Source organism: Cryobacterium lyxosi (assembly GCF_004403345.1).
Classification (GTDB): domain Bacteria; phylum Actinomycetota; class Actinomycetes; order Actinomycetales; family Microbacteriaceae; genus Cryobacterium; species Cryobacterium lyxosi.
Genome location: NZ_SOGT01000014.1, coordinates 189,448 through 202,135, shown reverse-complemented (window position 1 = coordinate 202,135; position 12,688 = coordinate 189,448). Strand labels below are relative to the sequence as shown.

Here is a 12,688-nt window from a genome sequence, read left to right as displayed (position 1 = left end):
GGGAACATGCCGCCCGAAGAATATGAACGCAACTATTACGCTGAAACAAACGGCCCGATAAATATCGAAGCCGCCAACAAAACGGCGGCATGAAACCCGGGACGGTTCAAAGACCGCACCGGCCGGCATCAGTTCGACGAGGGCCGCCGGGCAGTCATCGAAAGTGACCCGACCCACAGAAGCCGCCACCCCTACGGAGAAGGCGGCTTTCACCTGGTAACACGTGAATACCTGGGTTGGGCCGTTATAGTCCCGACCTCCATCGGTTGGAACATCGGGTCGAGGTCCGGATGCAATGAACACTGAAAGCTCGGCCGCAGAATCCGACGAAGACATGTCGTAGAGGACCACACCTCCCTCCCGAAGATCGAGATCAAATGTTGATGCAACCGAACCACTCCATCGCTCACCTGGGAGTGAGTCGAGGTAGTTGACAGGTTCATTTACTGAAGGTTGGTAGAGGCTCCGGCTCAATGGATCCTCAAAAAAGGGCGATCTGTCTCCACAACGTGCCATCGATCCCGCTGTCGTGGCCGCGGTACTCGGTTTGGTAACCGGTGAGCGCGAGCGCAATCCCGGCAACCACCACGAGAGCACCCCACTTGCGCCTGCGTGCTAGCAACGCGCGGCTTGCTCCTCCCGAACGATCCTCATCCGTCCCTTTCGACGTCAACGAAAACGCTCCTCGTCGAACTGCTGCGTGCCACCCTCCATCGTCCACGCCGCGGCATACGGCATCAGGGCCTCGATGGTGGCGACCCGAACGCCTTCGGAGGTCGGGAGCAGCACCCTGATACCCGGGTAGTAATCGAAAAGGACTTGCCTGTCACGCCCGCACGGTCCAACAACACCGCGGCCGTGATTGCCCACAGCGACGATTGTCGTGATGTTTCGCCCGCCTTGCGCGCGCGCCGCACCAAGTGCAACCAACTCGGCACACGGCCCACCGGTGAAATGGAACAGATTCACCCCAGTGAACATGCGGCCGTCGGCTTCTCGAACTGCAGCGCCCATCGTGTGAGCACCATCTTCATCGGGCCCGGCATCCGTGCTTACGTCGATGGTCTCTCTTGCGAGCTCGACGAGCTCCAGGTCTTCGGCCGTCGGCACCGCGAGTTCAACGTTGGGAAGCATGAGGGTAATCCTACGGATCGCACCGGATGCAACTCCTGGCTGGCCTGTCCGCAATGGGGACGTCGAGAGCGACGGATCTGGGGCCAAGCTCCTGGCGGCCGAGTTCGCCGACGTTGTGTCAGAGGGGAACCTTCAACGGGACAATTTCAGCCGATGAAACAACCATCCCGTTTTGGGGGTCTTGGCCTTAGTCAGCCGGCTGACGACGCGCTGGTATCTGGGTAGTTGCCGAGCCATCCCCAGTGTTTGGCAGGCCAGCTCACCACGACTGCGCGGCCAACGACGCTGCTGATCGGGACGAAGCCGCCTCCCGGCGAGCCGTTGAGGAAGTGGAAGGCCGAATCGGCCGAGTTGTATCGATTGTCGCCCATGACCCAGAGCTTTTCGTCAGGCACGGTGACCGTAAACGGACTCTTGGTCGCCTGGGATTGACCGTCAGGAATCTGAATGTATGGCTCGTCGATGGCCGCATCGTTGATGGCCAACTGCCCGGCGACGGTGCAACAGACCACGGTGTCCCCGGGAAGGCCAATGACTCGTTTGACGAGGTGATTATTGCTGTCGCCAGCGCTCAGCCCCACAACAGTGAGTGCAGCATCCAGCGCGCTGAAAAGATTCTGCGGCACGGGTTGCTGCGGTGGCAGCCAGTTTCCCGGGTCGGTGAAGACAACGACGTCGCCGTGCTCAATCGGGATCAAATTGGGAACGAGTTCATTCACAATGATCCGATCATTGACCAGGAGCGTGTTCTCCATCGACGGAGACGGAATGTAGAACGAACGCACAACAAAAGTCTTCAGAAGGGCAGAGATCAACACCGCGACGACCACGATGACGACAAGGTCCCGCACGAACTTCAATGCAGGAGACCCGGCCCCAGCCCGCCGTTGTGCGGACCTCGTGGCTGCTTCGGCTGTCATCATGCCCTGAGCCTAGGGCAGTCAGTCAAACGACTATTGACCGCCCAGCCGATCGAGCCATCGCAAATCACTCAGCTTCCCCCGTCACCACAGGGGGAACGTTGTCCAGGTCCGTTATCTGGCGCGCAATCTTTCCGGCATCATCGAAGGACCAGACGGGCGAGCCGAACTGACGGGAAAAGTTTCCGTGGCGTCCGCAGACGTCTGGCATCATTCCGGACATGTCTCTGATGTAACCAACTTTCGAGGAGAACATCATGAGCCCCACATCCGACGATTTGGACGGCCTGCTGAACCGATCCGCCCCGCCCACGACGGTGGTGACGGAAAGTGTCGCCGATGAGCTGACCCGGCTTCGAGTCGCGACCAGTGTCGAGACCGCGAGCGTGACAGTGCGGCGGCCATGGAGGCGGCCCGTGTTCGCGGGGCTCGCGTCCGTGCTGCTTCTGGGTGGTGCCGTGACGGCGACCGCCGCGGTCACCAACAGCTGGGTTCCCTGGGCACAAACTCCGGTGGCATCGATGACCTACACGCTGCCCAGCGGGGCGGAGTGCGAGGAGCGCATCGGGAACGTCCTCGGGCAGGACCCCGCCGCCGTCGAGGTAGTCGAGGACTTCTACCGAACGACCGATATCGGATCCCTGCTGACTACGGAGAAGATCGCAAGCACGATCGAGTGGATCCGGCAGGACTCGAACATTGCTGTCAACGCCGATGGGTCGACCGAACCGGCCGGCTACGGGACCGTGCACTACAACGCCGACGAGGAGTACCAGCGTGCAGTGTCGATGATCGTGACCGCTGCGGTCAGCACCGAGCTCACCAACCGGGGCATCGACGGTGCCGACTCCAATCTCAGCTCCGAGAGCCAGTCCTTCTGCCCTGGAGCCAGCTGGTGAGGGCACGTAACCGCAACTCCACTGAACGTCTCACTGAGGCGCTGACTGCCGCATCACCCGATCTGCTGCGCTACTTCCAACGTCGACTGCCGATCGACGATGCCGCCGACGGACTGGCGGAGCTGATGCTCGCAGCCTGGCGACGGGTCGACTCAACACCCCCCGGGGCGGAGCAATCCCGGATGTGGCTGTTCGGGATCGCCCGCCACGTCGTGACGAACGCCGCACGGAGCGAACACCGACGGTGGAACCTCACCGAACGATTCCGGCAGGTCCTGCGAACCTCGCCCACCGAGGGGCGACCCGCAGACGACGGGGCCGACGTGCGGGATGCGATCGGCCGGCTGTCCCCGGCCCAGGCCGAACTCGTCCGCCTCATCCACTGGGACGGATTCGCCATCACTGAAGCCGCCCAGATCCTCAACATCAGCCCGTCAACGGCCAGAACCCGCTACCAGCGAGCACGAACCGACCTAAAGACCGCGCTCAGCGAACAAGCACCGGCACCAGAGGTCACGGGCCACCTGCCCATACCTGTCGCGAGACCGCTAGCGGGCGACCTTAGCGCGACAGCGGCAACAACGTCACACAGGACAATCCGTCCCGTGGATACAATCCTGCCGCCATCGCAACGGATCGACATCTCTGCCTACCCCGTCTAACCGTCGGCCGGTGATGGAACCAACTTCGGGCGTCCCATAAGCCGGACGCCGACCGGGGCGGGTGCAGATGACTTGGGAAATTTGCGAATTCGAGACAGGTATTGGAGCGCCGATTCCCGTAAGACCCGCCCGAGAAAATGCCCGGTCAACGGGTGCTAAACGCTACAGCCTAAACCATGACCGCAATGCTCATAGGCCACGACCGCGTCTGCACTAATGGACAAGACCTCACCGGACAAAAGAACGCGCTAGCCAACAGACATATGCGTTATGCCCAGCGGCTCACCGAAGGTGTCGAGACAACGGCGTAGGTCGCGCGCGCTTTCGGAATATCCCGCGCCGCCTTCTAGGGCCGGGCACGCTTCCTAGGGCTAACGCCAGACCGATCCGGTGTCGAGACGGGCGACGGCGCCAGCTAGCGATGGCAGAACGTGCGCACAGAATCAACGCAACCTTGCAAATTTCCTAGTTCGATCCGCTCGCGCGCGGGCATGCCGACGCACAACTCCCCGGCCTGACAACGGAGTATAGGCGTCGCGTCAGAGGACAAGAATATGGCCAGCTGCTCATATCAGAAGACTAAAGCTGCGGCTTGTCCGAGCTGCGTGGCAGAAGTCCGAATTAGCGTGGCACGTGACAACTGTGCCCCCAGGCAGATTCGAACTGCCGCCCCTGCCTCCGGAGGGCAGTGCTCTATCCCCTGAGCTATGGGGGCCAGGGTGATTCAAGGTTAGCATCATGGGCCGGTTGCGATGAGCCATCCGGGCCGGGCTGCCAGCATCCGCTACCCGAGGTGCGCGAGAATCACCGAGAGGAGACCCTCAGCGTCTCCGGGCTCACCGAATGCGGGGGTGCTCAGGGTGATCCAGTAGGTTCCGGTGAACACCTGCGCCTGGCCGCTGCCGCCGGAGTAGGTGAAGAAGCCGTCCACGGTGGGCGGGGTGCCGTAGGTCGGCACGGCCTGGCTGTCGGCATCCGCTTGCTGCTTGAGCGCGGCCATCAACACATCGTTGGGGGCCACGACCGAGACCTCGATGAGCTCGCCGCTGGTCTGGTTCGACCAGCCGCAGGTCAGTCCGTTGTAGGTTGCTGCAGTCGCGGCCAGACCGTCAGCGGTCGGCGAATAATCCGGGGCGGAGCCGTAATTCGGGTTGAAATCGTAGACATCCTGCAGGGTGAGAAGGTCACCACAGATCTGCGTGATCGGAGCGCCGGTCGCTTCCGGTGTCGGGGTCGGAGACGACGCCGGCTCAGCGCTCGTCGTCGGGTCAGCGGATGCCCCGCTCGTCGCGACCGCAGAATTCGTCGGCGTCGGTTCGCCTCCTGCGCTGCAGCCAGCCAAAAGGAGGGCGAACAGTGCTCCGCCGGTAAGCATCAGCCCGGCACGGCGGCGTGTGGACGCTCCGCCGGTGCGTGCAGCGGTACGAGCAAAAGAGGGGTAGACGCGTGTATCAGTCACGCGTTGACCTTACCAACAGGACGGGCCGGTACGATTATGTAGTGACTCCCGCCGAACTCTCCCAGTCCCTTTTCAACCTCATCCAGGGCGTCAGCGAACGCCGACGCGAGGCTGACACGGCAGGAGTAGACCTTGGACTCACCCTCGCCGACGTGGCTGTCGAACGACCACGCAACCGTGACCACGGCGATTGGGCCTCGAGCATCGCGCTGAAGATCGCCAAACCTCTCGGCACCAACCCGCGTGAAATCGCGGCCGAATTAGCTGCCGGTCTCGAACAGCTGGCGGATGTCTCATCCGTCGAAATTGCCGGCCCTGGCTTCATCAACATTCGTCTCGAAGCGGCGGCGGCCGGTGCGCTCGCCAAAACCATCGTCGACCAGGGCTCGGTCTACGGCACCGGCCACCTGTATGACGGTCTCAAAATCAACCTCGAATTCGTTTCGGCCAACCCCACCGGCCCCATTCACATGGGCGGCGTGCGCTGGGCCGCGGTCGGCGACAGCCTGGCCCGCGTGCTGGCAGCCGAGGGCGCCGACGTGACCCGTGAGTACTACTTCAACGACCACGGTTCGCAGATTGACCGCTTCGCCCGCAGTGTGCTCGCCAGCTACCTCGGCGAACCCACCCCGGAGGACGGTTACGGCGGAGCGTACATCGGCGATATTGCGGCCAACGTACTCGCTAAGTACGACGGTGACGTCGCAGCCCTTTCCCGCGATGAACAGCAGGAAGTGTTTCGCTCGATCGGCGTCGACCTGATGTTCACCGAGATCAAAGACAAACTGCACGGCTTCGGCGTCGACTTCGACGTGTACTTTCACGAGGATTCGCTGCACGAATCCGGCGCCGTCGACCGCGCCATCGATCGCCTGCGCGAACAGGGCCACATCTTCGAAGCGGACGGCGCGATCTGGCTGCGCACGACCACCTTCGGTGACGATCGTGACCGGGTGATCATCCGCTCCAATGGCGAGCCCGCCTACATCTCCGGCGACCTTGGCTACTACCTCGACAAGCGCGAACGCGGATTCGACCAGTGCCTGATCATGCTCGGCGCCGACCACCACGGCTACGTCGGCCGCATGATGGCCATGGTCTCCGCCTTCGGCGACGAGCCCGGCGTGAACCTGCAGATTCTGATCGGTCAGATGGTCAATTTGCTCAAAGACGGCGAACCGGTGCGCATGAGTAAGCGAGCCGGCACCATCGTCACCCTCGACGACCTCGTCGACGCCGTCGGTGTCGACGCCGGCCGCTACGCCCTGGTGCGCTCGAACAGCGACTCGCAGCTCGACATCGACCTCGACCTGCTGGGCAAACGCACCAACGACAACCCCGTCTTCTATGTGCAGTACGCCCACGCCCGCACCTGCTCGGTCGCCAACAATGCTGCCGCCAGCGGCGTCGAACGCTTTGTCTTCGCCCCGGAACTGCTGGTGCACGACAGCGAATCCGCGCTGCTGGGCGTGCTGCAGGAATTTCCGCGCGTCGTCGCGCAGGCTGCGCAGCTGCGGGAGCCGCACCGCGTCGCCCGCTATATCGAGGAGGTCGCCGGCTACTACCATCGCTGGTACGACAACTGCCGTGTCATTCCGCTCGGTGAAGAACCGGTCACCGACCTGCACCGCACCCGTTTGTGGCTGAACGACGCGACCGGCCAAGTGATCCGCAACGGCCTGGGCCTGCTCGGCGTCAGCGCCCCGGAGCGCATGTAATCATGGCAAAAACCAAGCGTCGCGGCCTCGTTCCGCTGATCATCGTCGGCGTACTCGCGATTCTGCTGGTCGTCGCCTATTTCCTCATCGACAGCGGCGTGCGTGCGTTCGCGAAGGACCGCGCCGAAGTCGAAATCAGCAACCGGATGCCCGCTTCCGTGACCGGCGACATCACCGTCACCATCGGCGGTACCTCCGTCATTGCGCAGTTCATCGCCGGCAGCTTCGATGAGATTGAGCTGACCGCGCCGAACCTGGCGGTCGACGGAGTGCCGGCATCCGTTCACGTGATCGCCCACGATGTGTCGACGAACACCGCCAAGGCCATTGGCTCGCTCACCGCTACGCTCGACCTCGATCAGGACGCGGTCAATCAACTGGTGCGGGCTTCCGGCACCGCGCCCGCCGACGCTGTGATGACCCTCGGCGACGGCACGGTGGCATACACCGGCACGGTGAAGTTGTTCGAGTTCAACGTCGGCTACAGCGCCACGGCCACGGCCAGCGCCGCCGGCGACACCCTGAACTTCACTCCCACCGAAGCCACCGTGACGAGCGGTGTCGGCGACATCGACGCGACACCCCTCGTGAACCTGATCCTGCAGCAGGCACCGATCGCGGTCTGCGTTGCGAGTTACCTCCCCGAAGGAGTCGAAGTGAGTGGCGTCGATATTTCGCCCGAGCGGGCACGCGTTACGCTGGAGTCAAGCACTCTCATGCTCACCGCGCAGTCGCTGACCACCCTCGGCAGCTGCGCCGGCTAATTCGAACCTCGCCACTCGCGACGGTAGAATCGTAGCCAGGCACGCTCGTTCACCCGGGCTGGCACATTTTCCGGCTTCAGGGACCAATCCGGGTTCGCTCGCTGAGACTCCCCTTCGACTCTCGTGAGGTACCTCCCGTGACATCTGCACCGAATCCGCTGGCGCCCGACTGGTTGCGCGTTCCCGCCGACGCCAATGCGCTCGCGCCCGGTCTCTGGCCCACGTCCGCTACCCGCACCAGCACCGGCGAACTCGTCGTCGGCGGGGTCAGTGCCACGGCCCTTGCCGCCGAATTCGGCACGCCCCTCTATGTCATCGACGAAGAAGATGCCCGCACGAGCGCCGCCGAGTTGCTCGCCGTGTTCCAGGCCGAGTTCGCCCGTATCGGCACGAGCGCCAAGGTGTATTACGCGGGGAAGGCTTTTCTCTCGACCGAGGTGGTGCGCTGGATGATCGCTGCCGGCCTCAACATCGATGTGTGCAGTGGCGGAGAACTCGCCGTCGCACTGGCCGGCGGCGCCGATCCGGCCCGGCTCGGCTTTCACGGCAATAACAAGTCACTGGCCGAGCTCGACCAAGCCACGAGGGTCGGTGTCGGCACGATCGTGATCGACAGCGAGGTTGAAATCGGTCGCGTTGCCGAAGCCGCCACCCGCAACGGCCGGGTGCAGAACGTGCGCCTGCGCGTGAACAGTGGTGTGCACGCCCACACCCACAATTTTTTGGCTACCTCGCACGAAGACCAGAAATTCGGCATCGTACTCACCGACGCTCCGAAGCTCGTCGCACGTATTCGCGCCGAGCCAGCCCTCAATTTCGTCGGCCTGCACTGCCACATCGGCTCGCAGATCTTCGGTGCTGACGGATTCGCCGAGTCGGCTGCACGGCTGCTCGATGTGCACGCCGCTCTGCTCGCCGACGGCCCGATACCCGAGCTCAACCTTGGCGGCGGCTTCGGCATTGCCTACACGAGTGCTGACGAACCCACCCCGATTCGCGAGCTGGCCGTCGCCCTGGCCGACATCGTCGCCACCGAGTGCGCGCGGCTGAACATTCCGCTGCCGGTCGTCGCGTTCGAACCCGGGCGCGTCATCATCGGTCGCGCCGGCATGAGCCTCTACCGCGTCGGCACGACCAAGACCGTCGATATCTCCGGCACCTCGCGGCTCTACGTGAGCGTCGACGGTGGAATGAGCGATAACGTGCGCCCCGCCCTCTATGGCGCCGATTATGCTGTGCGCCTGGCCGATCGTGCGTCGACCGCTCCGCCGGTGCTCGTGCGCATCGCCGGCAAACACTGCGAGAGCGGCGACATCGTGGTCGATGCCGACTATCTACCCGGTGATGTGACCCCCGGCGACCTGCTCGCTGTACCTGCCACCGGCGCGTACTGCTGGGCGCTCTCCAACAACTACAACTTTCAGGGTCGTGCGCCCGTCATCGCCGTACTCGGCGGCACAGCCCGCGTGCTCGTGCGCGGCGAGACGATTGCCGACCTGCTCGCGCGGGACACCGGGGCGCAGCAGTCCTCCAACGGAGGACAATCGTGAAGATCGAATACCGCAATCTGCGCGTAGCCCTCCTCGGCGGTGGATCCGTCGGCGCCCAGGTCGCCCGACTGCTGCTGGAACAGGGTCCCGAGCTGGCCAACCGCGTCGGGGCCACGCTCGAACTGGTCGGTATCGCGGTGCGCGATGTCAACGCGGAGCGCTCTGTCGACCTGCCCCGCGAACTGTTCACGACCAACGCTGAGGAACTCATCCTCAGCGCCGACATCGTTATCGAACTGATGGGCGGCATCGAGCCGGCCCGCAGCCACATTCTGCTCGCGATCAGCAGTGGAGCGGATGTTGTCACCGCCAACAAGGCGCTCCTCGCCCTCCACGGATCCGAACTGTTCGCGGCCGCGAACCAGGTCGGCGCCCAGATCAACTACGAGGCCGCGGTCGCCGGGGCCATTCCCATCGTGCGCCCGCTGCGGGAAAGCCTCGCTGGAGACCAGATCAAGCGAATCCTTGGCATCGTCAACGGCACCACCAACTTCATTCTCGACCGGATGGACACCGAAGGGTCCAGTCTCGAAGACGCGCTGGCCGAGGCGACCGCGCTCGGTTACGCAGAGGCCGATCCGACCGCCGACATCGGGGGCTACGACGCGGCGCAGAAAGCGGCCATTCTGGCGAGTCTGGCGTTTCATACGACGGTTCCGCTGGCATCCGTCTATCGCGAGGGCATCACCTCGGTCACCTCCGCGCAGATCGAGTCGGCGCGCAAGGCCGGCTACGTCGTGAAGCTGCTGGCCATCTGCGAACGCGTCACAGACGAGAATGGCGTGGACGGGGTGTCGGCACGGGTCTACCCGGCGATGGTACCGCGCAGCCATCCGCTCGCCGCGGTACACGGCGCGAACAATGCCGTCTTCGTCGAAGCGGAATCCGCCGGCAGTCTCATGTTCTACGGAGCTGGAGCCGGGGGAGTGGAGACGGCGTCGGCCGTGCTGGGCGACGTCGTCTCCATTGCCAGGCGTCATGTCGCCGGAGGGCCGGGAGTCGCCGCATCGAGCTACGCTGCGCTGCCCGTGTTCGACATCGGCCGGGTCACCACACGCTACGCGGTCACCCTCGAGGTCACCGACGAACCCGGCGTGCTCGCGACCATCGCGAGCGTGTTCAGCAAACGCAAGGTCTCGTTGGCGCTCGTGGAACAATCCATGACACCGGCCGTGGTGGCGACGAAGAGTCGCGCAGCCCGCTCAGCCACGGCTACCCTAGTCATTGGGACCCATGACGCAACGGAGGCCGCACTCGCCGCCACCGTGCATGATCTGGCCACCAATAGTGTCGTCAGCGAAGTCGCATCCGTTTTGAGAGTTGAAGGAGTCTGATGTTTAGCCCAAGCGAGACCAGTGCCAACCTGACCAAGCCCGGCGCGATTGTCAGCCGCCAATGGCGCGGGGTGCTGAATGAATACTCCGACCGGCTGAATATCTCGGCCGCGACCCCGATCATCACTATGGGTGAGGGCGGAACACCGCTGATTCCGGCCGCAGCACTCTCTGCCCGCACCGGCGCCAAGGTCTGGATCAAGTTCGAGGGTATGAACCCGACCGGTTCGTTTAAAGACCGCGGCATGACCATGGCCATCTCCAAGGCCATGGAAGACGGCGCGAAAGCGGTCATCTGCGCCTCGACCGGCAACACCAGCGCCTCTGCTGCGGCCTATGCCGCCCACGCTGGCATCACCGCCGCAGTGCTCGTGCCGGAGGGCAAGATCGCCATGGGCAAGCTCAGCCAGGCCGTCGCGCACAACGCGCAGCTGCTGCAAGTGCAGGGCAACTTCGACGACTGCCTCGATATCGCCCGCGACCTCGCCACAAACTACCCGGTACACCTGGTCAACTCGGTCAACCCCGATCGCATCGAGGGCCAGAAGACGGCCGCGTTCGAGGTCGTCGAGGTGCTCGGTGACGCTCCCGACTTTCAATTCGTTCCGGTCGGCAACGCCGGCAATTACACGGCCTATTTTCGTGGTTACAGCGAAGAGGTTGCTCGCGGCGCCACCACGAAGCTGCCGCGCATGTTCGGCTTCCAGGCTTCTGGCAGCGCCCCGATTGTGCTCGGCCACCGCGTCGATCACCCCGACACCATTGCGAGCGCCATCCGCATCGGCAACCCGGCGTCCTGGGACCTCGCGCTGAGCGCACGTGAGCAGAGCGACGGCTACTTCGGTGCCATAACCGACGCGAAAATTCTCGAAGCCCACCGCATCCTCTCGGCCGAGGTCGGAATTTTCGTGGAACCGGCATCCGCTATCGGTGTCGCCGGCCTGCTGGAGCGTGCCGAAGCCGGATTTATTCCCCGGGGTTCGACCGTGGTCATCACCGTGACCGGCCACGGTTTGAAGGACCCGCAGTGGGCGCTGCGTACCGCCGACGGCTCCGACGTTGCACCGACCATTGTTCCGGTCGACACCGCCGAAATCGCCAGCGTGCTTGGCCTGGCCAAGGCATGAGCAGCCCGGTCTCGTTGATCGGCCGCGCAGTCTCGGTGCAGGTTCCGGCTACAACGGCCAACCTCGGCCCCGGCTTCGACACTCTCGGCTTGGCGCTGGCTAAATATGACCAGCTCGAGGTGACCGTGCGAAGCGTTCCCGGCGTGTCCGTCGAGGTGCACGGTGTCGGCGCCGGTGTGGTTCCCACCGACGAGAGCAACCTCGTCGTGCGCGCCATCGCACACGCCTTTGCCGCCGTCGGCCAGCCCATGCCCGGGCTCAACATAGTCGCGCACAACGTCATCCCGCACGGGCGTGGCTTGGGTTCATCGGGCGCCGCGATCGTGTCGGGCATCATGGCGGCGAAAGGCCTGCTCGAGGGTATCGTCGACATCGATGCCGAAATGTTGCTCGTGCTCGCCACCGAGATGGAAGGTCACCCCGACAACGTCGCTCCGGCGCTGTTCGGCGGCCTGACCATTGCCTGGACCACCCCGGAGGGACCGCGTCACAAGAAGCTCATGGTGCATCGCGGCGTGAAGCCGCTGGTTTTCGTGCCCGAGCAGGAGATGTCCACCGCCCTTGCGCGTAGCCTGCAGCCGGCCTCGGTGCCGCACGAGGATGCCGTCTTCAACCTGTCGCGTTCCGCTCTGCTCATCGCCGCGTTGATCCAGAGTCCGGAATTGTTGCTCGCTGCGACCGAGGACAAGCTGCACCAGAGCTACCGCGCAGCCGCCATGCCGGAGACGAACAAACTCATCACCCTGCTGCGCGCCGCCGGCTTCGCCGCCGTCGTGTCCGGTGCCGGGCCATCCATTCTCGTGCTGGCGAGCGACCCGGGCCAGCGTTTGGTGGCGGCCGAACTCGTTGCGAGCAAATCCGATACCCCGTGGCGTTCCCTGATGCTGGCCGTCGACGTTCAGGGTGCAACCGTGCATCCGCTCACCGCGGAGAACGCCGCGTAACGGGCATTCTGATCGGGCCGACCTGCCGCGTGCACGTCGGCCCGACTGGCGGTTCGACTGGTGCAGAAGTGCTATGGTTGTAGCGCACCCGATAGAAACCGCCCATGGCGACATCTTCTCCGGTGCATTCCCTGTACCTCACTGCTATTGCGATTTCGTGCGTAGCTGTGTGTGTTT

The 12,688-nt window shown here is 64.0% G+C and carries 11 protein-coding genes and 1 tRNA gene; 8 read left to right on the top strand and 4 right to left on the bottom strand.

The window, feature by feature from the left end:
- Positions 1-669 precede the first annotated feature (669 nt).
- On the bottom strand, positions 670-1,134 hold the full coding sequence (locus E3T27_RS13490; protein WP_174722220.1) for a cytidine deaminase family protein: 465 nt from the start codon (positions 1,132-1,134) through the stop codon (positions 670-672).
- A gap of 191 nt (positions 1,135-1,325) precedes the next feature.
- Positions 1,326-2,057, bottom strand: coding sequence for a signal peptidase I (lepB, locus tag E3T27_RS13485; RefSeq protein WP_104197106.1), 732 nt, complete (start codon positions 2,055-2,057; stop codon positions 1,326-1,328).
- 254 nt (positions 2,058-2,311) lie between these two features.
- Here lepB and E3T27_RS17025 point away from each other — a divergent pair, with 254 nt between their 5' ends.
- Together E3T27_RS17025 and E3T27_RS17020 are read left to right on the top strand one after the other, a co-directional pair.
- On the top strand, positions 2,312-2,953 hold the full coding sequence (locus E3T27_RS17025; protein WP_233200739.1) for a hypothetical protein: 642 nt from the start codon (positions 2,312-2,314) through the stop codon (positions 2,951-2,953).
- On the top strand, positions 2,950-3,615 hold the full coding sequence (locus E3T27_RS17020; protein WP_241992252.1) for an RNA polymerase sigma factor: 666 nt from the start codon (positions 2,950-2,952) through the stop codon (positions 3,613-3,615). Before E3T27_RS17025 ends, E3T27_RS17020 begins: the two co-directional genes overlap by 4 nt.
- Before the next feature lie 643 nt (positions 3,616-4,258).
- Here E3T27_RS17020 and E3T27_RS13475 read toward each other — a convergent pair.
- Both E3T27_RS13475 and E3T27_RS13470 read right to left on the bottom strand, forming a co-directional pair.
- A tRNA-Arg gene (locus E3T27_RS13475) sits at positions 4,259-4,330 on the bottom strand.
- A 69-nt stretch (positions 4,331-4,399) separates the two neighbouring features.
- Positions 4,400-5,074 (bottom strand): iron ABC transporter ATP-binding protein, encoded by a 675-nt coding sequence (locus E3T27_RS13470; protein ID WP_134573330.1) that lies wholly within the window; start codon positions 5,072-5,074, stop codon positions 4,400-4,402.
- A 41-nt stretch (positions 5,075-5,115) separates the two neighbouring features.
- Here E3T27_RS13470 and argS point away from each other — a divergent pair, with 41 nt between their 5' ends.
- From argS to thrB, 6 genes are all read left to right on the top strand, one after another.
- Positions 5,116-6,792: an arginine--tRNA ligase gene (gene argS / locus E3T27_RS13465; protein ID WP_134573328.1), complete on the top strand. Its 1,677-nt coding sequence runs from the start codon at positions 5,116-5,118 to the stop codon at positions 6,790-6,792.
- 2 nt (positions 6,793-6,794) lie between these two features.
- Positions 6,795-7,556, top strand: a complete 762-nt coding sequence (locus tag E3T27_RS13460; protein WP_134573326.1) for an LmeA family phospholipid-binding protein — start codon at positions 6,795-6,797, stop codon at positions 7,554-7,556.
- A 137-nt stretch (positions 7,557-7,693) separates the two neighbouring features.
- The gene (lysA, locus tag E3T27_RS13455) at positions 7,694-9,106 is read left to right on the top strand and encodes a diaminopimelate decarboxylase (protein WP_134573324.1); all 1,413 of its coding nucleotides are present in this window, start codon (positions 7,694-7,696) and stop codon (positions 9,104-9,106) included.
- Entirely contained in the window at positions 9,103-10,440 is a 1,338-nt protein-coding gene (locus E3T27_RS13450; RefSeq protein WP_233200736.1) for a homoserine dehydrogenase, read from the top strand. The genes lysA and E3T27_RS13450 overlap by 4 nt, the downstream gene beginning before the upstream one ends.
- Entirely contained in the window at positions 10,440-11,567 is a 1,128-nt protein-coding gene (gene thrC / locus E3T27_RS13445) for a threonine synthase (protein ID WP_104197099.1), read from the top strand. The genes E3T27_RS13450 and thrC overlap by 1 nt, the downstream gene beginning before the upstream one ends.
- Positions 11,564-12,511, top strand: a complete 948-nt coding sequence (thrB, locus tag E3T27_RS13440) for a homoserine kinase (protein ID WP_104197098.1) — start codon at positions 11,564-11,566, stop codon at positions 12,509-12,511. The genes thrC and thrB overlap by 4 nt, the downstream gene beginning before the upstream one ends.
- Positions 12,512-12,688 lie beyond the last annotated feature (177 nt).